At 33.7% G+C, this 22058-nt stretch carries 21 protein-coding genes; 5 read left to right on the forward strand and 16 right to left on the reverse strand.

The features are described 5' to 3' along the window. The first annotated feature begins 10 nt into the window (after window positions 1–10). The gene (dusB, locus tag B0A65_RS06070) at window positions 11–1003 is read left to right on the forward strand and encodes a tRNA dihydrouridine synthase DusB (protein ID WP_074660070.1); all 993 of its coding nucleotides are present in this window, start codon (window positions 11–13) and stop codon (window positions 1001–1003) included. 88 nt (window positions 1004–1091) lie between these two features. Here the strand turns inward: dusB and B0A65_RS06075 are convergent, their stop codons facing one another. The 5 genes from B0A65_RS06075 to rbfA form a co-directional block, all read right to left on the reverse strand. Beyond that, window positions 1092–1367 (reverse strand): Txe/YoeB family addiction module toxin, encoded by a 276-nt coding sequence (locus tag B0A65_RS06075; RefSeq protein WP_074660071.1) that lies wholly within the window; start codon window positions 1365–1367, stop codon window positions 1092–1094. A 2-nt stretch (window positions 1368–1369) separates the two neighbouring features. After that, window positions 1370–1627: a type II toxin-antitoxin system Phd/YefM family antitoxin gene (locus tag B0A65_RS06080; protein ID WP_074660072.1), complete on the reverse strand. Its 258-nt coding sequence runs from the start codon at window positions 1625–1627 to the stop codon at window positions 1370–1372. A 128-nt stretch (window positions 1628–1755) separates the two neighbouring features. Then, the gene (locus tag B0A65_RS06085; RefSeq protein ID WP_074660073.1) at window positions 1756–3183 is read right to left on the reverse strand and encodes an MATE family efflux transporter; all 1428 of its coding nucleotides are present in this window, start codon (window positions 3181–3183) and stop codon (window positions 1756–1758) included. A 170-nt stretch (window positions 3184–3353) separates the two neighbouring features. Beyond that, on the reverse strand, window positions 3354–4553 hold the full coding sequence (locus B0A65_RS06090) for an ABC transporter permease (RefSeq protein ID WP_074660074.1): 1200 nt from the start codon (window positions 4551–4553) through the stop codon (window positions 3354–3356). Window position 4554: 1 nt separating this feature from the next. Then, window positions 4555–4947: a 30S ribosome-binding factor RbfA gene (gene rbfA, locus B0A65_RS06095; protein ID WP_007808467.1), complete on the reverse strand. Its 393-nt coding sequence runs from the start codon at window positions 4945–4947 to the stop codon at window positions 4555–4557. 219 nt (window positions 4948–5166) lie between these two features. Here rbfA and B0A65_RS06100 point away from each other — a divergent pair, with 219 nt between their 5' ends. The 4 genes from B0A65_RS06100 (at window position 5167) to B0A65_RS06115 (ending at window position 9309) form a co-directional block, all read left to right on the forward strand. After that, window positions 5167–5586 carry a CBS domain-containing protein gene (locus B0A65_RS06100; RefSeq protein WP_074660075.1) on the forward strand — a complete coding sequence of 140 codons (420 nt, stop codon included), beginning with the start codon at window positions 5167–5169 and terminating at the stop codon, window positions 5584–5586. Window positions 5587–5924: 338 nt separating this feature from the next. Beyond that, window positions 5925–7361 carry a circularly permuted type 2 ATP-grasp protein gene (locus tag B0A65_RS06105; RefSeq protein ID WP_074660076.1) on the forward strand — a complete coding sequence of 479 codons (1437 nt, stop codon included), beginning with the start codon at window positions 5925–5927 and terminating at the stop codon, window positions 7359–7361. Window positions 7362–7394: 33 nt separating this feature from the next. Next, window positions 7395–8348, forward strand: a complete 954-nt coding sequence (locus tag B0A65_RS06110; RefSeq protein WP_074660077.1) for an alpha-E domain-containing protein — start codon at window positions 7395–7397, stop codon at window positions 8346–8348. A gap of 4 nt (window positions 8349–8352) precedes the next feature. Next, a complete protein-coding gene (locus B0A65_RS06115) occupies window positions 8353–9309 on the forward strand; it encodes a transglutaminase family protein (RefSeq protein WP_074660078.1) in 957 nt (318 codons plus the stop codon). Between the two features lie 29 nt (window positions 9310–9338). Here B0A65_RS06115 and B0A65_RS06120 read toward each other — a convergent pair whose 3' ends face one another. The 11 genes from B0A65_RS06120 to B0A65_RS06170 all read right to left on the reverse strand — a co-directional run bounded on the left by B0A65_RS06120 (window position 9339) and on the right by B0A65_RS06170 (window position 22037). Further along, window positions 9339–10592, reverse strand: coding sequence for a murein hydrolase activator EnvC family protein (locus tag B0A65_RS06120; protein ID WP_074660079.1), 1254 nt, complete (start codon window positions 10590–10592; stop codon window positions 9339–9341). A 23-nt stretch (window positions 10593–10615) separates the two neighbouring features. Continuing rightward, complete coding sequence (locus tag B0A65_RS06125; RefSeq protein WP_074660080.1) at window positions 10616–11395, reverse strand: DUF4292 domain-containing protein; 780 nt, start codon at window positions 11393–11395, stop codon at window positions 10616–10618. 3 nt (window positions 11396–11398) lie between these two features. Further along, window positions 11399–12748, reverse strand: a complete 1350-nt coding sequence (locus B0A65_RS06130; protein ID WP_074660081.1) for a tetratricopeptide repeat protein — start codon at window positions 12746–12748, stop codon at window positions 11399–11401. Between the two features lie 52 nt (window positions 12749–12800). After that, window positions 12801–13817, reverse strand: coding sequence for a sugar phosphate nucleotidyltransferase (locus tag B0A65_RS06135; RefSeq protein ID WP_074660082.1), 1017 nt, complete (start codon window positions 13815–13817; stop codon window positions 12801–12803). 166 nt (window positions 13818–13983) lie between these two features. Continuing rightward, entirely contained in the window at window positions 13984–14418 is a 435-nt protein-coding gene (gene dut, locus B0A65_RS06140; protein WP_074660083.1) for a dUTP diphosphatase, read from the reverse strand. A gap of 28 nt (window positions 14419–14446) precedes the next feature. Beyond that, window positions 14447–15907: a lipopolysaccharide biosynthesis protein gene (locus tag B0A65_RS06145; protein WP_074660084.1), complete on the reverse strand. Its 1461-nt coding sequence runs from the start codon at window positions 15905–15907 to the stop codon at window positions 14447–14449. Between the two features lie 94 nt (window positions 15908–16001). Next, on the reverse strand, window positions 16002–16448 hold the full coding sequence (locus B0A65_RS06150; RefSeq protein WP_074660085.1) for a GNAT family N-acetyltransferase: 447 nt from the start codon (window positions 16446–16448) through the stop codon (window positions 16002–16004). Window positions 16449–17030: 582 nt separating this feature from the next. Next, window positions 17031–18563, reverse strand: coding sequence for an AAA family ATPase (locus B0A65_RS06155; protein ID WP_089069614.1), 1533 nt, complete (start codon window positions 18561–18563; stop codon window positions 17031–17033). Between the two features lie 8 nt (window positions 18564–18571). Then, window positions 18572–19402, reverse strand: coding sequence for an ATP-binding cassette domain-containing protein (locus tag B0A65_RS06160; RefSeq protein ID WP_074660086.1), 831 nt, complete (start codon window positions 19400–19402; stop codon window positions 18572–18574). 2 nt (window positions 19403–19404) lie between these two features. Next, entirely contained in the window at window positions 19405–20136 is a 732-nt protein-coding gene (locus B0A65_RS06165; RefSeq protein ID WP_123890284.1) for an ABC transporter permease, read from the reverse strand. Window positions 20137–20222: 86 nt separating this feature from the next. Further along, the gene (locus tag B0A65_RS06170; RefSeq protein WP_074660088.1) at window positions 20223–22037 is read right to left on the reverse strand and encodes a phosphate ABC transporter substrate-binding/OmpA family protein; all 1815 of its coding nucleotides are present in this window, start codon (window positions 22035–22037) and stop codon (window positions 20223–20225) included. Window positions 22038–22058: the final 21 nt, after the last annotated feature.

Here is a 22058-nt window from a genome sequence, read left to right on the forward strand (position 1 = left end):
AATATTGAAGATGGTCAAGATTGGCAACATAGAATTACCCGAATTTCCTTTATTACTCGCACCGATGGAAGATGTGAGCGATCCACCGTTTCGCAGATTATGCAAAACGCACGGCGCTGACATGATGTATTCTGAATTTATTTCATCAGAAGGATTGATTCGTGATGCTATCAAAAGTCGAATGAAACTGGATATTTTTGATTATGAACGTCCGGTTGGAATTCAGATTTTTGGTGGAGATGAAGAAGCAATGGCACTTTCGTCTAAAATTGTTTCTACAGTAAAACCAGATTTAGTGGATATCAATTTTGGATGTCCGGTAAAAAAAGTGGTTTGCAAAGGTGCCGGTGCCGGCGTTTTAAAAGATGTCGATTTGATGGTGCGTTTGACAAAAGCCGTTATAAGAAGTACTGATTTACCTGTTACCGTAAAAACACGTTTAGGCTGGGATGAAAGCTCAATTAATATTGATGAAGTTGCTGAAAGACTTCAGGATATTGGTGTGCAGGCTTTGACTATTCACGCGAGAACACGTGCTCAAATGTATAAAGGCCATGCTGATTGGTCGCATATTGCACGTGTAAAAAACAACCCAAGAATAACAATGCCCATTTTTGGAAATGGCGATATCGACAGTCCGGAAAAAGCATTAAAATATAAAAATGAATACGGAATCGACGGAATTATGATTGGTCGTGCTGCGATTGGATATCCATGGATTTTTAATGAAATCAAACATTTCTTTAACACTGGGGAACACTTACCTGCTCCAACAGTTGCAGATCGAGTTGAAGCCGCCAGAAATCATTTAATTTGGTCAATGGAATGGAAAGGCGAGCGATTAGGAATTGTTGAAATGCGCCGTCATTATACGAATTATTTCAAAGGAATTCATTCGTTTAAAGAATACAAACAAAAGCTAGTTACAACTGACGCACCTGAAGATTTGTTTGCGGTTATGAAAGAAATCGAACAGGTTTATGCCGGATATGAATTTGTTTAAAAGCATAAGTTTTATCAAATTTTAAAACTTTTATAAAGATCTCTAATACAAAAAAGACCTTCAATTGAAGGTCTTTTTTGTATTTCAATTAATCATCATAATGAAATCTGCATTGTATGATAATACACTTTTGATCAATTCCTTTGGTTCCCGAAACTTTATAAACTAAACGGTGTTCGCCATTACTTCTTCTTGACCAAAAACTTTTTAGATCGTGACGTAAGGGTTCTGGTTTTCCAATTCCTTTAAATGGATTTTCTCTAATTGATTTTATTAATTCTTTTATTTTTATCGCAGTGTCAGTATCGTTTTCAATCCAATATTCAAATTCTTCCCAACCATGTTTAGTGAAACAAATATCCATATTTATGCTTCATCTAAATTATAAGATGTCAACTTTCCTTTCTCCATTTGCTCAATAGATTCCGCAAGTCTTTTTCTATTTTGTTTAGTTGATAATAAATGCTGGGTTTCTAATATAGAATTATATTCTTTCATTGAAATTATTACAACGGCATCTTCCTCTGTATTTCTAGGTACAACGATTATTTCTGAGGACTCAGATACTTCATCAAAATAATTTTTTATATTTTTTCTTAATGTAGATATTGTGACTGCTTTCATATTATAGTTGTTGTGTACTTTATATTGTACTTTCAAATGTACGTTATTTTTAAATAAATAAAATGTTAAACTATAATTTTTAACTTTTAAATAAAAAAAGACCTTCAATTGAAGGTCTTTTTATTAAATCATACCTGAATGCGCTTCCACTTTCCTCTTTTATAAAGGACAATCCCTGCCAAAGTTATAGCAGTTTCTGCAACCGGAATGGCAATAAAAACGCCTGTTGGTCCCATATTAAAATGTTTTGCCAATACATAAGCTAAAGGAATTTGGAACAACCAAAATCCGAAAAAATTTATTCCGGTTGGTGTCCAGGTATCTCCTGCTCCGTTGAATGTATTAATTAAAACCATTCCAATTCCATAGAAAACAAATCCAACACTCATAATCTGCAAGGCTTCAACGGCCACTACTCTTACCATTTCATCATTCGTGAAAAACGATATAATGTACTTTCCAAAAACTAATGTAATAACCATGATGGTCGCCATAAAAATGACGTTGTATTTTGCTGTCGTTAAAACCGATTTTTCGGCACGATCAATTTGTTTTGCTCCTAAATTCTGACCAACTAAAGTTGCAGCAGCATTACTTAAACCCCACGCGGGAAGAATAAAAAACATCATAATTCTAAGTGCGGTCTGATAACCTGCAGAACCATGATCTCCTCCTGTTGTGGCAACCAATTGCGCCAGAAAAATCCAGCTGCACGAAGCAATAACGAATTGTAAAATTCCCGGAGCTGCAATTTTTATTAATGCTTTTATCTGTTTAAAATCAGGAATAAAATAAGAGATAACAATTCTTAATGCCCCTTTTCCAAAAAACAAATGATAGACTTGATACAAAACTCCAATGCTTCTTCCAATGGTTGTTGCCAACGCAGCTCCAACCAAACCAAAAGCAGGGACTGGACCAAGACCATTAATTAAAATTGGGCACAAAATAATATTACAGATATTCGCTAACCACAAACTTTTCATTGCAATGGCTGCATTTCCTGCACCTCTGAATATTCCGTTAATCAGGAACAAAAGCATAATGCATAAACTGCTTCCGATCATTATTTGTGTAAATCGGAAACCGTGCTCAGCAGCTTCAACGGACGCTCCCATTAAAATCAGTATATCTTTGGCATAAACAACGCCCAGAATACTCATTACGCTGTTGACGGCAAAAGCAATAATAATAGCCTGCATTCCGGCTTTCGCAGCAGCAATTGGATCTTTTTCTCCAATGCGTCGTGCTACAACAGCTGTTGCTGCCATACTCATACCAATTGCCAAAGAATATATAATCGTTAATACCGATTCGGTTAAACCAACGGTTTGAATGGCAAAACTCGAGTGTTCTAAATGACCGACAAAATATAAATCGACTAAAGCAAAAACCGATTCCATCATCATTTCTAAAACCATCGGAATGGCCAGTAAAATAACTGCTTTTTTAATGCTTCCGGCAGTGTAATCAAAAGATTCGTCGCCTTTGAGTGCTTGTTTTAAAGTGGTAAAAATTTTAGAAAATAAACTTTTCTGTATAGTTGTTTCTGTCATGATATATTAGGATAAATGATAAAATTGGTCCAGAATAAGTTATCTGAACTCGAAAAAATAAACGTTAGTATCCTAATTATTAAAAAATAAATATAGGATTAGGCAGAAACAATCATATGCTGTAGCTTTTTAAGACGATAAATATAGGTAATATTTTTTAAGAAGAAATATTAATCTAACAGCTTTTTACTCACTCTGCTGCTGGCAATTAGAGAGGCTACGAAACCAAGTGAAACGATTGTTGCCATTACGATAAGTACGTTTTCTAAAGTAAAAACGACAGGATAGGCCAAAGTTGGGGTCAACATAATAAAGTTGTATTTTTGCTGTAAAACAACCATAATAATTCCAAGAGCAAGGCCAATAATCCCTCCAAAAACACTTAACAGGGTTCCCTGAAGCATGAATATTTTTCGAAGGCTTTTAATTTCTGTTCCAAGATTAAAAAGGGTTTTCAGGTTTCCTTTTTTATCTAGAATCATCATAATTAAGGCGCCAACCAAATTAAAAAGTGCCACAATTATCACCAAAGTAAAAATCAGATAAACTGCAATGTTTTCGGTGTTGAGCATCTTATACAAAGACTCATTGAGTTGCGCTCTGTTTTTGATTGTGATTTTATTTTTGAAAATATTTTCCAGTTGAGATCGGATTGCATCTTCATTGGCATTTTCTTTTAATTTGAATTCTACGCCCGAAATCTGATTTGGTTTGTACATCAATAATTCCTGTGCCAAGCTCAAATCGGCAAACACATATTTCGAATCTAAATCTTCGCTGATTGAATAAATTCCGACAGGCAAAACATCGGTTTTATTAAAAGCTTCTTCGGGATTTTCAAAAGCCCCTTTTCCCGGTTTTGGCGCAAATATCTGCAAGGGGTTTTCAAAATCTAAAACGCCCATCGAAAAATCTCTTGCGATACCATAACCAACGACTACCTGATAGGTATCAGGCTTAATCCATTGACCATTAAAAAGCTTTTTTCGGATATCGTTTACAACCGGATAAAGACTGTCCACTCCTTTTAAATACGTAACTTGTTGTTTGTCTTTAAACAAAAACAAAACACGTTCTTCGATAATTTTGGTATACGAAGCAACGCCATCTATCTTTTTAATTTTACTTTCCTGATCCGGCGTAATCAAAAATGATTTTCCCAGCGTACTTGTAATTTTTAAATCGGGGTCAATTTCATTCGTGAAAGAAAGACTGAATACCTTTAGTCCGCTAAAAACAGATAAAACCACAAACAAGGCCATTGTGCCAACAATAATTCCCATGCTGGCAATGCGATTAATAATATTGATAGCATTGTTTTTACTTCTGCTAAAAATGTAACGTTTGGCTATGTAAAGGGGGAAATTCAACTTATGATTTTCTTCTTTTTTCTAAAAGATCACGGTTTTCAATTGGGTTTTCTCTGTTTGATAAAGCGTTGTCAATTTTTTCGATATAGTCTAATGAGTCATCGATAAAAAATACCAGGTTGGGTACACGACGCAATTGCAAACGTACACGTTGTGACAAATCGTGTTTAATTAAGGTTGTATTCGATTTTATACCTTCTAAAGTTTCCTTTGCTTTTTCTTGTGGAAAAATGCTTAAATATACTGTTGCCACAGATAAATCTGATGTAACGCTAACTTTGGATACGGAAATTACCAAGTTGTTAATTCCGTTTTTTCGCACTTCACCTTGCAAAATATCAACCAAATCTTTTTGGATGACACCGCCTATTTTTTTCTGTCTATTTGTTTCCATAGTGCAAAAATACTATTTTTAAATTTCACTAGATACAATTTCCATTGAACAATAGAATGATTTTTACATTCTTACCTCTTTTTACTTCCATTTTGATTCTTTTTTTGATGAAAACCCAATAAATCAGATTATCCTTCTTAGATCTCAACGATGATAAAAGTCATATTTTTTATCAGGATTATTCGACATATTTGATACTAACAAAGTAACAAATCAATTATGAAAAAAAGAGAACCAATCAGTCATATTATGACCAAAACCGTAGTGACTGCAAACCAAAATGACGACCTTAAAATGGTTGTTGAGAAACTAAAGAAAAATACGATTCGCCATATTCCTATTGTGAAAGGGAAAGAAGTTGTAGGGATTATTAGCAGAACGGATATCAACCGATTAACTTTTGGTGCCTTGTTTGAAGGACAGGAAGGTGCTGATGAAGCCGTTCTGGACATGCTGACAATCTCTCAGGTTATGACTTCAAAACCCAAAACAGTCTCATCAGATCTTAGTATAAGAGATCTGGCTGAAATTTTTGCCAAAGAAGATTTTCACGCTTTGCCTGTTGTAGATAGTGGCGAACTTAAAGGAATCGTAACAACCACCGATGTTGTAAAATATTTTTTGGAACAGTACGATTGAGTGAAATTTCAATTTTTTTAAATTCCAAATTCCAACTATTGGAGTTTATAAATTAAAGGGAGCTATAATGGTTCCCTTTTTCTGTTTTAATAATCATTCATTTAGTTTTTAAGGGCTTACACTTCAACAAAGCCGATATTCCGAATATGAAATTGAAAAAAAACATAGCCTTAAAAAGTATAATTTTCAAAATAGAAAGGTCAAAAAAAGAATCGCGTATAAATTATAAAATCCATACTATTTTAAAACTTAACAGAAAAATAAATTTGTATTTTAGATCAAAAAATGAATATTTTTCATCAAAAAGTCTATAATTCAATTTATTTAATAATTAGAGTATGGCGAAGCTAGCACCCAGTTTAAATCATAAAGGTTGGGATGAAATGTTCTCAAAAGAAGGCGTTCGGGATTCCTACAGTCAGGTTTTTAAAACTTTACAAAGTTTAAGTCATAAAAATTTAACCAACAAACAACAACAGGCTTCTGATCTCTTCATGAATCAGGGAATTACATTTACTGTTTACAGTGATGATGCCAACGGAATTGAACGAATATTCCCTTTTGATATCATTCCGAGAATCATCACACAAAACGATTGGTTAGAAGTGGAATCTGGAATAAAACAGCGTTTAATGGCGTTGAATTTATTTTTGGAAGATATTTATAATGAGCAAAATATTATCAAAGATGGAATCATTCCTGCGGGATTAATTGCTTCTTGTCCACATTATATACAAGAGGTTCAGGGAATAAAAGTCCCGCATAATATACACGTTCACATTGCCGGAATCGATTTAATTCGCGGAGCAAAAGGTGAGTTTTATGTTTTGGAAGACAATCTGCGATGCCCGAGCGGTGTGAGTTATATGTTAGAAAATAGAGAAATTACTAAACGTATCTTCCCCGATATGCTTTCGTCAAACCATGTAAGTATGGTCAGTAATTATCCGATGATTTTTCATAGCATTCTGGTCTCGCTTTCGCCGAGAAACGTTTCTAATCCAAATGTGGTCTTGATGACACCCGGTGTTTATAATTCGGCGTATTACGAACATACTTATTTGGCACGCCAAATGGGAATTCCTTTGGTTGAAGGAAGAGATTTGGTCGTCAATAATAATCGCGTTTATATGAAAACCACATCCGGCTTACAGCAAGTCGATGTTATTTATCGCCGTTTAGATGATGAATATCTGGATCCTTTGGTTTTTAAACCAGACAGTGCACTTGGTGTTCCTGGATTAATCAGTGCTTATCGACAAGGAAATGTGGCCTTAGTAAACGCTGTCGGAAATGGCGTTGCCGATGATAAAGCGATTTACGCTTATGTTCCGGATATGATTAAATATTATTTGAACGAAGAACCAATCTTGAAAAATGTTCCTACTTACAGAATGGAAAATCTGGACGAGCGCGAACACGTTTTTGCCAATATGGAAACGATGGTTATTAAAGAAACCAATCAAAGTGGCGGTTACGGAATGATCATGGGTAACAAGGCAACGCAGGAAGAAATGGACGATGCCAAAATTGCAATAGCCAAAACACCTCGAAATTTTATTGCACAGCCTATTATACAATTGAGTACTGTTCCCTGTTTAATAGACGGGCAACTCAAATTACGCCATGTCGATTTGAGGCCTTATGCGTTATGTGGACCAAAAGGCATTCAAATTGTTCCCGGCGGATTAACTCGCGTTGCTTTAACAGAAGGTTCTTTGGTTGTCAATTCCTCTCAGGGTGGCGGTAGTAAAGACACCTGGATTATAAAATAAACACCTTATTCTAACCTCAAAAAACATTCAAAAATGGGAGTAAATATGCTTAGTCGAGTTGCCGACGGAATGTTTTGGCTCAACCGATATATGGAACGTACAGATGGAATGTTGCTTACTTTGAACACTTCCTATATTTTATCTTTTGACAAAGAAATTAATGACTCTCAGGGCTATAAACCTTTATTAGAATATTATACTAATTTGTCAAGAGATAAAATTCATGCGATACAATATGACACAACTTATGTTCTCAAATACATTATTTGCGACAATCAAAATGACAATTCGGTTAAAAATTTAGTGGTAAAAGCGCGCGAAAATGCACGTGGTTCTCAGGATAAAATAACAAAAGAATTGTGGGAACATATCAACTCGATGTATCATTATATGAACTCGTCAGATCTTCCAAAAAAACTGGAAACAACTGATGCGCTAAAAATTATTACCAAACTCAATAAAGATTTATTACTCTATAATGGAATCCTTCAGGTGACAATGCCACGAGGTTTGGGCTGGTGTTTTTCGAGCATTGGCAAACATATCGAAAGATGTTTACAAACTATTTCGATGACTCAGGCTTACTTTGCTCCTATTAATTATAATCTCGAAGGCGAAGAAGATTTAATGTATTGGCGCCGTTTATTGCTGTCTCTGTCCGGATATGAATTGTATTTAAAAAGCTACAGCAACATTTCGCACAATCGAAAAGTTGCTCATCAGGTTATTTTCAATATGGATTTTGCGCATTCTGTAATCTATACTTTAGACTTTATAAACACTTATTTAAACTGTCTTTTCAAAGACAATGATTTGAGTGAAGCACGCACTTTAATGAACCAGTTTGGCCGATTGAAAAGTTATGTGGCTTATACCGATTATCAACATTTGACAAATCAGGAATTGGAAGAAGTTTTACGAAACACTAAAAATCAGCTTATTCAATTTTCGACAGATTTTTCAAAATTATTCTTTTCTTATACCTAAAAATATGGCGGTTTTTAAAATAGTTCACCTTACAAAATACCAATACAATTATCCCATAAAAGAAAGTATTAATGAAATTCGGTTATTCCCACATCATTTTCAAAATCAGGAAGTATTGCAATATCAGCTTTTAATTACACACAATCCTGATGTCGATATTTCTGAAGATTATTATGGAAATCGCGTTGGAAATTTCAATGTTTTAGATGCTCATACCGAAATGATAATCGAATCCCGAATGTTAGTTAGAGTGAATCATTCTCTTAAAATTCCGGAGATTGATACCACTTCCGTGGAAGATATTCAGGCTCAAAAAGAAAAAAGCATTATGTTACTGCGACTTTGCTATTTGGATGATATTGAGAAACAAAATGAAATTGAAGCCATTTTAAAAGAGATAAATATTGAAAACAAATCTATAATTGAAATTGCCCGGCAATGCAATGCTTATGTTTTTGATAATTTTACTTACACTAAAGGAATCACCAATATTGAAACAACTGTCGATGAAATTTTGACGCTCAAAAAAGGTGTCTGTCAGGATTTTGCTCATATTCTATTACAGCTTTTGCGCACGACCGGAATTCCGTCACGTTATGTCAGCGGCTATATTTGTCCTAATGAAAGCGGACTTCGAGGCGAAGGTGCAACACATGCATGGGTAGAAATTTTTACGCCAAAACAAGGTTGGCTAGGTCTGGATCCGACAAATAATATCTGGACAATGGACAATCATGTACGCCTTTCTGTGGGAAGAAATTTTAGCGATTGTACACCTATAAAAGGAACTTTTAAGGGATTAGCGAGACAAACACTTTCCGTTTGTGTTTCTATTGGTTACGAAGATGGAAGACAATTTGAAGAAATCAACGATGTCAAACTTCAGGAAGTTTCATCACGAGTTCAGGAGCAACTCGATTATATGGATCATTTGCAACAACAACAACAACAACAACAATAAAAAAAGGGAGCTTAATTAGCTCCCTTTCTTTATCTATTTTGTAACCATCCTTCCGGATTATTATTTGACGTATTTTGAAGAATCAAAAACTTAATAATTGTTTTTCCGGTATCACCACTAGTTCTCACTTTTCCGATACTTTGTTTGATACTTACTTTGTCTCCTTTTTCTACAAATACCTGACTTAAGTTTTGATAAACCGTGAAATAATCTCCGTGCTGAATCATAACCGCCCTGTTGATTGGAGATAAAACGATAACACTTGAAACCGTCCCTTCAAAAACGGCACGTGCAGTTGCGCCAGATTCCGTTGTGATCTCAACTCCTGAATTATGAACCGTTAAATTTGGATACAACGGATGTTGTTGATCACCATATCCTAATGAAATAAATCCTTTTTCTACTGGCCATGGTAATTTTCCACGATTTGCTTTAAAGTCGGCAGCCAGGATTTTTCCTTCTGGTGTTAAGGCAATTTTTGATGATGAAACCGGAGCTGCCGGAGCGGTCGATCCCGGATTTTCTTTTGCTCTTTCAGCTGCAGCTTTTCTATTTGCTTCTGCAATAGCTTCACGAATCAAACGATCAATTTGTCTGTCAATTCTTTTAGCTTCTGCCTGTTTCGTTCTCGTATCAGCAATAATTTTGTTTTTGTCTTTTTTAATCGAGTTAACTAATTTTTGCTGTTCTTTCTTTTCAATTTCTAAGCTTACTTTTTCTTTTTGATTTTCAGCAATAATCTTTTTCTTAACCTGTCTTTGGCCATCCAATTTAGCATTAAAATCAACCAACTGAGCTGTTTTAGATTGAATTTCTAAACCTTGATTTTTTCTAAAATTGGTATATTGTTTTAAATACTGCGCTCTTTTATAGGCCTGCAAAAAACTTTCAGAAGACAAAATAAACATCGCTCTACTTTGCTCAGATCGACTCTTATATGATTTCAGAATCATTTTAGAATAATCTTCTTTTAATACCGTCAATTCCTTTTTTAACTTATTAACCTGAACCTGATTAATATACATGTCATTGCTTAAAAGTTTTTCTTGCTTTGCGGTAGTATTGATCAGTTTTTCTTTCAGTTTAATTTTATTCGCCTGAATTAAAAAGACATTCACTGCCGATTTCTCTTTTTTCTTTACAGACTGCAACATTTTTTCATTATCTCTAATTTCCTGCTGAATCTGAGCTTTACGCTGCTCCAGTTTTTCTTGTTGCGAATCCTGCGCCCACGTAAAAGTTGTGGCGCAAATAAAAATTAGGCTGAGGAGAAATTTTGGCATGTTTCTTTTTTCTTTTTGCAAATTTAATTAATTATAACTTTTTTATACCCACTTGGAACACTATATGGGAAAGAAAGTTCTTCATTAAATGAAATATTGTTATAATTTAAATTAATATTGGTTTTCCCTTTTGGCTGAGCAGCATTAATCTCAATGCTTGTTGGAAGTATTCCCTGATCAAAAGTTTTACTATCAGAGTATTTAATTTCTAACATTCTGTTTTCTGCAGGTTGTGAAATCTCTTCTTTTTGCACTAAATATTTTTCAGAATCTAAGTAAAAAGTCTTTTTTACTTTGGCTTCTTTTTCATCCTCTAACTTAAAAAGATTTTCTACAATTGTCTGTGTATATTTCCCTTTTCTCAAATCGTCCAAAGCTTCTCCAACCAATAAATTTTGGACTTTGCTATAATCTAATTCAGTTCCCAGCCATTTACTTAAACTTGTAAAATCTCCTTCGTAATAAGTGCCTTTTATTTTTTCGTAATAACTTACTGTAGTTGGTGTAATCAATGCTTTAGCCATTGTAATTCCCAAGAAACGTACGCTTACTAAAATTTGTTTGTCTTTTTCTATTTTGATATCTGCCGTTACATTCTGACTTTGTTTTTCATCTTCATATTTAGCGCTTGCTTTTATATTTAATGTTTTAAAATCTAATTTATTGTCGTAATGTTTTGCAACCGCTTTTTTATCTTCTTTTGGTGCTTCTACAGGTTTGTCTGTGTTTTGTACTGCAACAGCTTTTGATTTACATGAAATCACAAAAACCGATAGCAATATTAGTGCTATATATTTTTTCATTTTTTACTTCTTTTGTTTTAATAACTCATTTGCCTTCAAAAAGTATTCCTCTTTTTTCTTAGCATCTCCTAACCCATTATATGCCTCTCCAAGCTGAATATTAAAATTTGCTTCAAGTGTTTTATCATCGACTACATAATCAAGTCCCATTTCTAAAACGGTTTTTGCATTCTTAAATTGTTGTAATTTATTGTTTCCTAAGCCTGCGTAATAGTAAAATTGCGGCTGGCTCGGATAAACTTCAATCATATTCATCGCTCTTTTTGTCATCGGCTCAAATTGTTTTGCCTGTGTATAAGCCTCAAGCAAAAGCAAATTGGTTTCGCGGTCTGTATCTGAATTTGTCTTTAAATCTTTTTCGTAATATTTAATTGCATTTTCAAACTGGCCTTTGCTATGGTAAAATTTACCAACTTCTTTTGCAACATCAACATTTGGATCATTGTCGAAATAAGCAATTGCTTTTTCTAAATCCGGAGCATATTGCGGATTTTTATTCACATAAATCAAAAACTCATTTAGCGTACGATGTTTTATTTTTGAATCAATTTTAGAACTTGACAAAATTATATTCATTGACTTAATTGCCTGATCTGCTTTATTGGCATCTAAATAAACTTTAAACAAACTCACCTGAGCCCACTCAGAATCAGGGATTTCTTTTGCCAATTGTTTTGCAACATCCAGCGCTTTGTCTGTTTCCTCATTTTTTGAGTATAAAAAAATCAAATTCACATAGTTCGATTCTTCTTTCGGATTTTGCTTTATCTGATCAATCAAATTTGCAATCTCAGAATTTTGATATTTTCCCTGCGATAAAATCTGCATTTTATAACGATCGCGATCTTCCGATTTTCCAAACTTATCGTTCATTTCATTAATTGTCGACAGCGCTTTGTCATACTGATTTGTCAACATGTATAAGGAGATCAAATCGTCTTTGTATTCTTCGTCAAACGGAATAATTTTCTGAATCGTTTCGATTGCCAAAGGATAATTTTTGGTTTCAAAACTCACATCATAAATTCCCAGCCAGTACCATTTATTTTTAGGATCTAATTGCGTCGCTTTTTCAAACGAGCTTTGGGCACTACTATATTGCTTTAGGAAAAAATAATTTTTTCCCAATTCAAAATAAGCTACAGCATCATTTGGTTTTAGCTTAATGCATTTTTCTAATGATACAATGGCTTTATCATAGTTTTCGATTCCTTTTTGTTTTAGCGATTCATAAAAAGAGTCCTGATATTCATCGGTTGCCATAGCAATATCTTCCGGTTCAGTCTGAGCTAAAACCGAAGCTGAATTGCCTAGCAAAACGAAAAATAAAATTACTAAAACCCCTTTTTTCATTCTTTTAATAATTTAATTTTTAAACCAAAAAGAATCAACTAAAACTTTCTTTTTATTCTAAAACCGAATAATCTCCAATGCTAATACTTGTGAATTTACCATCATAACTAACATGGTTTCCAATCATCGCATTGTCTAAGTTAGCATTTTTTATTTGAGAAAACGTCTGAACTAAACTGTTTTTTATAACACTGTCTGTTACATGACATCCTTTTCCTAAAGAAACATTTGGTCCAACCGTAGTGTTTTTCAGGACTACATTTTCTCCAATGTAACAAGGAGGAATGATAGTTGAATTTTCTAATGTTACATCATAATCTACTAAATGTTCTCCGTCATTGTGCAGAAATCCCAACATTCTTGAGTTAGTCTCAACGGTAACATCTTTGTTTCCGCAATCCATCCATTCGTCAACGCTTCCGGTTTTAAAAACTTTTCCGTTAGCCATCATCGCTTTAATTCCGTCATTGATTTGGTATTCTCCACCATTCTGAATATTATTATCCAGAACACCCTGAAGTTCCTTTTTCAACTCACCAACTTCTTTAAAATAATAGATTCCGATAACCGCCAGGTCACTTACAAATTCTTTTGGTTTTTCAACCAATTCTATAATTTCATTATTGTTATTTAATTTCACAACCCCAAATGCTTCTGGCTGATCTACTTGTTTTACCCAAATTACAGCATCTGCCGCTGGATCTAATTCGAAATCAGCTCTGATCAATGTATCTGCATAAGCAATTACGGCAGGTCCTGATAAAGATTCTTTGGCGCACATAATCGCATGACCAGTTCCTAATGGTAAATCCTGACGATAAATTGAGGCTTTTGCACCTAAACCTTTTGCTAAATCTTGCAAACTTTCAACAACATCATCTCCAAAAAAAGCTTCATCACCCAAAATAAAAGCAACTTCTTCGATAGGCTGTTTTAAGATTTTAGCAATGTCTTCGACTAAACGATGTACGATTGATTTTCCAGCAACCGGAATTAATGGTTTAGGAACAGTTAAAGTATGTGGTCTAAGTCTCGAGCCGCGGCCCGCCATTGGAACTATTATTTTCATTTTGTCTTTATTTTTTATAGAAAGATTAAAAAAATCTTCTTGAGTTGGTTCTTGATTTAATTTTTAACCGCAAAGAGCGCAAAGAATTTACGCAAAGTCGCTCGTTTATCATTTCATTTTTAAGATCGCAAAGTTCAAACTGTTTACTGCGACTGAAAACCGAAAACTATTTTACGCCTGTACTCCCAAATCCGCCTTCACCTCTTGAAGTTTCTGATAATTCTTCAACTTCAATCCATTCAGCTCTTTCGTGTTTGGCAATAATTAATTGGGCAATTCGCTCACCGTTTTCGATTACAAATTCTTCATTTGATAAATTTACTAAAATTACCCCTATCTCGCCTCTGTAATCAGCATCAACAGTTCCTGGTGAATTTAAAACGGTTACTCCTTTTTTCGCAGCCAATCCGCTTCTTGGTCTTACCTGCGCTTCATATCCAATTGGTAATTCAATAAAAAGACCTGTTTTTACTATAGTTCTTTCTAAAGGTTTAAGCGTAATTGATTCGGTTAAATTAGCACGCAAATCCATTCCTGCCGAAGCAATTGTTTCGTAGTTTGGTAAGTCGTGCTGTGATTTATTGATAATTTGTATTTTCATTTTTTATTATAAAAGATTAAAAAGTCTATTACTTTCTATTCATAATTCCTTTGATTGTATCTTTTTCATTATGGTAAACAAAATAGATGAAAGCTAAAAATAACGGAATTCCAACAAAGTAATTTTCTCTAAATCCATAAAAAGATATAGCCGAAAATACTATTGAAATTCCAAGGTAAGCTCCAATTTTGTTCATATCATAAGGTATCGGATAATATTTATTTCCTAAAACATAAGAAATCAACATCATAGTTCCGTAAGCTGAAATTGTTGCAATTGCAGAACCGTAATAACTGTAAGTTGGAATTAATAAATAATTTAAAACCAAAGTTACTATTGCACCAACAATTGAAATATAAGCCCCAATTTTTGTTTTGTCGGTCAATTTATACCAAACTGATAAGTTGTTGTAAATTCCTAAAAAGAAGTTGGCCAGAATAATGAGCGGCACCACTTTCATAGCCTCCCAGTAGGATTGATCTTTAAGTAAAAGCATTTTTAAAAGGTCTGCAAAAACAATTACCCCTAATAAAATTAAGGAACCAAAAATCACAAAATATTTTGTAATTACGGCGTAAGTCTGAGGTGCTTTTTCATTGTTAGCATGACTAAAAAAGAACGGTTCAATTCCTAGTCTAAAAGCTGTTGCAAATAAAACCATAAATAAACCAAGTTTATAACAGGCAGAATAAGCCCCAACTTCAGATTTTGCTAAATTTTCAGGCAATAAATATCCTAATAGAATTTTATCGAAATGTTCGTTAACCGCAAATGCAAGTCCTGCTACCAAAATTGGTAAACCATATTTCATCATTTTTTTCCAAAGTACAGGATCAAATTTTCTTCCAAGCGAAAGATAATTTGGCGAAAGCACAACAAAAGTGGCCAAACTCGCCAACAGATTTGCAATGAAAATATAGGCAATCTGAAAATTCTCAACATATAAATTATCCCAAACTGAATTAGGATTTGAAGCAGCCAGTTTTGGCAAATACATCAAGAAGAAAATGTTCAACAATAAATTGATAAATACGTTTCCAATTTTAATTGCGGCATAAACCATTGGTCTTTGATTCGCCCGAAGTTTAGAAAACGGCACTAAAACCAAAGCATCCAAAACTAAAATCCAAACGGAATAGGTAATATATTGTACATCTACTTCTGCCAGGGCAGCTAATGTATTTCTAAAAATTAAGGCAACAAACAAAAAGATTATTGAAGACCAGAATATAGAAATTGTCGAAGTTGCAATTACATTTTTCTTATCTTCTTCGGCACTGTAGAATCTAAAAAAGGCTGTTTCCATTCCGTATGAAAGTACAACATTAAAGAAAACCATCCACGATAAAACAATTGACACTTCACCATATTCAGCCGTTGGCAAAATATCCGTGTACAATCTTACTAATAAAAAACTCAGCATTCGCGGTAATACCGTTGCTAGTCCGTAAATCGCAGTTTGCTTGAATAGATTTTTATATAATCCCAAAATAATTTAATAATAAGGTTTGTAAAACAAAAATAACCAATTCTTTGGTTTAATACTGATTTTGCAGGTTCAATAAAAAAAGTAATATACTTTTTTATTGCGTTAGTTTGTTTTCATCCAAAATTTTGACAAAATGGAATCCCTTCGGGCCGTAACCCTGATTATAGTAAAAACGGTGTGCAGCAAAATTTCCTGTAAAAGCATCCAGAACGATACTACTACAGTCCAGATCAATAGCTTTTTGTTCGATATAATCTGTCAGTAATTTTCCGATTCCCTTAGAACGATGTTCCGGGTTTACGACAAAATTATCGATCTCAAGATATTTCCCGGTCCACAATTTAGTTGCCGACCAACAACCTGTTATTCCTAGACAAACACCGGCTTCGAAAACGCCAATCTGAATATAATTGTGCGGAACCATCTCTGAAAGAAATGCTTTGTATTTTTCAATCGAAAGTTTTGGATAAAGAAAACGCATCGTATCAATTTGAGCCAGCATTTCTTCAATTGTAGTAAGCTCCTGAATTTGTAGTTTCATTGTAAAAAAAATAGAGACCAAAAATACTCATTTTTTTTTATTGCCTAAATATTACTTAAAATAATGGACATGTGAAATCTATAAATTAAAGATAATAATTATGTAACTTTTAATTAATAGTCTGTTATTAAATTTGTTACCACAGGGATCGAGAAAAGCTAGAAATACAACCCTTATAAAAAAGAAAAGCATTGGGACTAATAAAGCTAGTTTGTTCCCACAAAAGACAAAGCACAAGGGATTGATTCTGCTGTAATGTAACCCTCAAAAAAAACAGAGCATTGGGACTAATAAAGCTAGTTTGTTCCCATAAAAGACAAAGCACAAGGGATTGATTCTGCTGTAATGTAACCCTTAAAAAAAAACAGAGCATTGGGACTAATAAAGCTAGTTTGTTCCCATAAAAGACAAAGCACTGCAGATGGATTATCTGCCTGGTAAATTTATAAAATGGTATTGATTCTTGGTTTTTGAGTAATTCCAGGAATCACCATTTTATAACTTAAACTTCAAACATAGAAAAAGATAAAAACTACTATATTTTAAAAAGAGCCGACAATTGGGGATGTTGGCTCTTTTTTTTTACGATTCTTTACTTTTCATTTCCAAATTAACATTTTGTTCCGTTTCCTTCGGTTCCGGAATATCTTCTTCCGTTAGTGTTTTCAGTACCTTATTGGTAATTTTTTTTAGTTTTACAATTCTGTTTGCCTGATTCTGAACACATTTTTCAAATAGATTTCTAACTACTCTGGCGTTTCCGAAGCTCTCATTTTTACTTTCGTAGAGTAAATCAAAAGTGTCGGTCAATTTTTCTTTAGCATCATCAGAAATAATAAAATCAGACTTCAGACAAAAGGATTCAAAAATTTGAAATAATTCAGTTGGAGTAAAATGATCAAAATGAAAATATCTATTAAAACGAGAGCGAAGTCCCGGATTCGATTCTATAAAAACCTTCATCGGTTCTGTATATCCAGCCACAACAACCGCTAAATCTTCCCGATGATCTTCCATTCTTTTCAGAAGTGTATTTACAGCTTCAGCTCCATAATCATTTCCAAAAGCATTTTGAGATAAGGCATAAGCTTCATCAACAAATAAAACACCACCAAGACTTGATTCTACAGCAGCATCAACTTTTGTCGCCGTTTGTCCTACATAACCCGCCACCAAACCTTCTCTGTCTGTTTCGTACATTTGGCCTTTGGATAAAAATCCCAAATGCTTAAAAATTCGGCTCAAAAGTCTTGCTACAGAGGTTTTTCCTGTTCCGGGTGGACCGAGAAAAACAGTATGCAAGGTTATTTCAACATTTTTTAGTCCTTGTTCAGAACGTTTTTTTTGTATTTCTAACAAATTAATTAGCTCTGAAACATCTTTTTTTACCGCTGCTAAACCAACTAACTGATTTAATTCTTTCAGGACTTTTTCGAGCGTATCTTCTTCCGGAAGAGAATCTATTTCCCTTTTATCGCTTTTTGCCTTACTTAAATTTAAACCTAAATAATTACTGAAAGCAGTGCTGTCTTCAAATTTTTTATCAAAAGCAAAATGAATGAAGTTTTGATATTTAACCAAAATTTCGTCTAATTGATTGCTTTTTTTATCTGCTAAAATCTGAGGTAACAAATATTGATTTTGTTTCACATCGGCAGTGATAATGCTATTCTCTTTTTTTATTTTTAAAAGATGATTTTTGAATTCTGCTGTAAAAATCAATTGATTCAATTCATTTACCGAATTTGCATCTGCGAAATGTTTGTTGCGCAACGCATCATAATAATACGCCAAAACAAATTCTTGCTTTTCGTTTTTCTTTGCGGATTCTCTTTCATAAATGTCGATGATATCTGAAAGAAAAAAGTGTTCTGCTTTAAACAATAAACCTTTCGAAAAAACCGGATTTACTGCTTCATTTATCTTCTGAATAAAATCGGCATCCTGATTTAATACATTGCAAATTTCAAGAATATGCCTTGTTTCTTTTTGCAGATCCATAATAAATGAAGCCGTAAAAACGGCTTCATTAGTATTTATATTTGTTTCTAAATATTTTTTTAGAGACAAAAATGATTCTTCAATAATCGATATCGGATTGTTCTTTTTTGCCATAAGCTAATTTAAGAAATCATCATTTGATGAATAATTTCTTTTGATAATTTTAAGTGATCATCACAATACTCTTTCCACGAAAGTCCCATATCTCTTAGATCGTATTTTGCAACAATGGTCCCGTAATTTTCTTTTTTTCCATTAATGGTAGGATAACCAATAACGTAAATGGTTTGAGCTAACTCAATGGCCAGTTCAATATCATGTGTAGAAAAAATAACCGTATTAGACTCAGATGATTTGCCTAGCAGCTCAAAAGATTTTTTTACTTCTTCGATATTTCCAACATCTAATCCGGAAAAAGGTTCATCTAAAACAATAAATTGATCCGATGAAAACAATTGCTCTATAATAGCTGTTCTTTGTCTCTGTCCTCCAGAAAGCTCGTTAGGATATTTGTCTGCACAATTATCTAAACCCCATTCTTTTAGATACTTTTTTATCTTTTCCTCTTTTTCAGTATTCGATAATGCTGTTTTTCTCAGTGAAAACCGCAACGCCTGAGTAACCGTTTTATGCCTGAACAGAGTATACTTTTGATCAACAAAACCGATGTCGCCTTCGTTTACCGATTTAGCTGCATTAGGTTCTTTGTTTTCAAAATCTCTAATTAGAATTTTTCCTGTATTTGATGGAATAAGTCCAGTCAAGGCTTTAAAGAATGTAGATTTACCTCTTCCAGATCTTCCAACAAAAGCTACAACTTGACCTGTACAGTCTACTCCATCTCTGATTACGTCTTTTTCTACAAGATTAATATCCTTTATAATAACGGTATCATCGTAGGCAACACTTAAATTTTCAACATATAAAAGCGTTTCTTTATATTCGTGTTTCATGATTATATTTTTGAATATCTAAATAGTGCTTTTCTTAAGAAATTTATTCCTGCATCTAAGCCAAGACCTATTAATAAAATGATAATTTGAAGTGCAATGATTCGTCCGGTATTCATGAATTTATCCGAGTTTTTGATTAAAAACCCTAATCCTCCAGAAGCCACTACAATTGACTCAACTGTTACCAACATCATCCAGGTAATGGCTAGATTTTGTCTGATGACATCAATTACATAATCTATCCTTCCTAAAATAATCACCTGCCACAGCACTTCTAATCGAGTACATTTTAGCATTTTGGCATGATCAAATTCTTCTTGCGGAATATCTTTGATAACTGCAATTAATGAGGTTGTTAGGAAAGTAGTCAGGAAAATCACTAAAATCCAGACCTGCATTGCTCTTGCATCGTGCACCACCATTGTTATATAAAATGAAAGTCCGGTAAAAGGCAAAAATCTAAATTTTGTAACGAATTCAGCAATTGGTTTCAATAACGGAATTGGCCATGCATAAGCAAACAATAGAGAAATTATTGTCGCCAGAAAAATCGAGATAAAACACAAAGACAATGAATTGAAAATATGTACAACCAAACCTTCTTTATACAAATCTGAAAAGCCGGTTAAAACTTGCGATGGCGAAGGAAAAAGGTGTTTCTGACCAGCTGTTGTTGCAAACCAAATTATAATCAAAAGAAACAACCAACCCAATAAAATAAGGGTTTTGTTCATTTTTGATATTTTTTCAAAGGGCGTTAAAATTTTTATCATAATTATAGTAAAAGGCTATCCGTTAAGATAGCCTTTAAATATTTATTTTATTTTAATAAAGTAATAACAACACGTCTGTTTGATGCTTTCCCTGAAGCAGAATTATTATCTGCAACCGGATCGCTTTGACCTTTTCCGTCAACTAATTGGAAACGGCTTGCCGGAATACCTTTTTGTTTCAGGTAATTTGCAACTGCTTCTGCTCTGCTTTTTGAAAGAGCTAAATTAGCATCTGCATTTCCAACATTGTCAGTATGTCCAACAATAGTTAGTTTTGTGTTTTCAGCTTGTACCAAAAGATTGTAAATTTTCTCAACTTCTTTACTAGAAGAGTTTGAAATTTCAGCACTTCCTGTATTGAAATTAATTTTCCACTCTCCGGAAGCTACAACTTCTTTTGCTTCTGCACTATAATCTGCTTTATCAGCCGAAGTCGATTCGATATCGTTGATGTTTTTCAGGAAAAATAAGTTTACTGCCTGATCGTAAGGAACAACTGCGCCAACATTTTCATTAAATCCAAACGGATTCAATTCTGTTAAATATCCAGAAACCTGATTATAAACAGATTTATATCTGTTCACACCATCTGATAAACCAAAATATTGCATTACGTCAGCATAATTAAATACTTTAGATCCACCCATATTATAAGTCAATCCTGCTTTTGTTCCTTGCTGTCCTTTGAACATTTTGTACCAATATTCAGGAGTTTCAAGTTTATAAGTATCAGCAACTGCCTGTGATGCTCTTACTTTCCAGTCTTCATAGTTTTTCATTTGATTTGAAGCCGTCAATGCCGATTTCAAAATATTAGAAACAATATCCGGATTTTTCTCAGCCCATTCTTTAACTCCAATAAGAGCAGTTGGCATTTGGTTATTAAATTCTTTTGTAGAAACAATGTCCACAAAACCAGTAAGTTTATCAAAAACGGTTTTATCTCCAGGTGTCCAGGTAGCACAACCGTCGATTTTTCTGTTTACAGATTTTCCAGTTAATTTTCCGTTTACTACTTCTTTCAAAGTAACAGTCCATCCCGTTGTCTGAGATTTGATTAATTCTTCAGCCGATTTAATATAATCATCATTTTCAGATGGATAAATATTCACCGCATCTGCATCATATGTTGTTGGATCCGGATTTACTTTTAATCCGTTTGCAAAACAATAGTTTACAGTTGTAACCCAGTCACCATCTCCAAGAACTGCAGAAATAACAGAACCTTTCATCGATTTTGGATCAGATTTCCAGCTTGGAGGTCCAATCAATTTATCTTCACCGTAACTCATACCCACAACACCCATAACCTGTAAGTGGTATTTGTCTTTTCCGTATTTTTCGTCTAATGATTTTTGAACAGAGCTTATATAAAATGGAGCACCATCACCCATGATCATAACGGCAAAAACACTTTTATCTGAAGATGGAAAAGCTTCGCCTTTATCAAATTCTTCAATAAATTTCATTTGCATATTACGCAATTCTGAAAGCCAGTCCTGACGGATAATTTCAAGATTTACTCCGTTTTTTTCCATCAATGATCCTTTTGTTGTTTTTGGACCACCATTAGAAACAATAATTCCAGACTGCGCATTCCATGCATAAGCACCAATTTTTACTAAAGGTTTGTCGGCAACTTCTGAAGATATTTCTGTTGAAGGAAGTGCTATTTTTTCGGCATTGGTAACATTATTAACGTCTGTCGAGTTTAATTCCATACCATCCAATTGTTTAGAAACAGCTGTTTTAATTCCAGGAGACAAATAATAAACCCCTCCTAAAATTACTCCAATTCCAACAATAACGATCAATAATTCAGAAAGAGTAGTTAGCTTTTCTGTTCTTAAAATTTTTCCCATTTTTATTTAAAAATTAAATTT

The sequence above is a fragment of the Flavobacterium frigidimaris genome (assembly GCF_002217275.1).
Lineage (GTDB): Bacteria > Bacteroidota > Bacteroidia > Flavobacteriales > Flavobacteriaceae > Flavobacterium > Flavobacterium aquidurense.

Bases quoted from the DNA above. Each gene is read 5' to 3' on its own strand.
- B0A65_RS06080 (WP_074660072.1), bottom strand. From the start codon at position 1,627: ATGAAAGCAGTCACAATATCTACATTAAGAAAAAATATAAAAAATTAT.
- B0A65_RS06160 (WP_074660086.1), bottom strand. From the start codon at position 19,402: ATGAAACACGAATATAAAGAAACGCTTTTATATGTTGAAAATTTAAGT.
- B0A65_RS06100 (WP_074660075.1), top strand. From the start codon at position 5,167: ATGAAAAAAAGAGAACCAATCAGTCATATTATGACCAAAACCGTAGTG.
- B0A65_RS06115 (WP_074660078.1), top strand. From the start codon at position 8,353: ATGGCGGTTTTTAAAATAGTTCACCTTACAAAATACCAATACAATTAT.
- rbfA (WP_007808467.1), bottom strand. From the start codon at position 4,947: ATGGAAACAAATAGACAGAAAAAAATAGGCGGTGTCATCCAAAAAGAT.
- B0A65_RS06110 (WP_074660077.1), top strand. From the start codon at position 7,395: ATGGGAGTAAATATGCTTAGTCGAGTTGCCGACGGAATGTTTTGGCTC.
- B0A65_RS06085 (WP_074660073.1), bottom strand. From the start codon at position 3,183: ATGACAGAAACAACTATACAGAAAAGTTTATTTTCTAAAATTTTTACC.
- B0A65_RS06165 (WP_123890284.1), bottom strand. From the start codon at position 20,136: ATGAACAAAACCCTTATTTTATTGGGTTGGTTGTTTCTTTTGATTATA.
- B0A65_RS06120 (WP_074660079.1), bottom strand. From the start codon at position 10,592: ATGCCAAAATTTCTCCTCAGCCTAATTTTTATTTGCGCCACAACTTTT.
- B0A65_RS06155 (WP_089069614.1), bottom strand. From the start codon at position 18,563: ATGGCAAAAAAGAACAATCCGATATCGATTATTGAAGAATCATTTTTG.
- B0A65_RS06170 (WP_074660088.1), bottom strand. From the start codon at position 22,037: ATGGGAAAAATTTTAAGAACAGAAAAGCTAACTACTCTTTCTGAATTA.
- B0A65_RS06130 (WP_074660081.1), bottom strand. From the start codon at position 12,748: ATGAAAAAAGGGGTTTTAGTAATTTTATTTTTCGTTTTGCTAGGCAAT.
- B0A65_RS06075 (WP_074660071.1), bottom strand. From the start codon at position 1,367: ATGGATATTTGTTTCACTAAACATGGTTGGGAAGAATTTGAATATTGG.
- B0A65_RS06125 (WP_074660080.1), bottom strand. From the start codon at position 11,395: ATGAAAAAATATATAGCACTAATATTGCTATCGGTTTTTGTGATTTCA.
- dut (WP_074660083.1), bottom strand. From the start codon at position 14,418: ATGAAAATACAAATTATCAATAAATCACAGCACGACTTACCAAACTAC.
- dusB (WP_074660070.1), top strand. From the start codon at position 11: ATGGTCAAGATTGGCAACATAGAATTACCCGAATTTCCTTTATTACTC.
- B0A65_RS06105 (WP_074660076.1), top strand. From the start codon at position 5,925: ATGGCGAAGCTAGCACCCAGTTTAAATCATAAAGGTTGGGATGAAATG.
- B0A65_RS06150 (WP_074660085.1), bottom strand. From the start codon at position 16,448: ATGAAACTACAAATTCAGGAGCTTACTACAATTGAAGAAATGCTGGCT.
- B0A65_RS06135 (WP_074660082.1), bottom strand. From the start codon at position 13,817: ATGAAAATAATAGTTCCAATGGCGGGCCGCGGCTCGAGACTTAGACCA.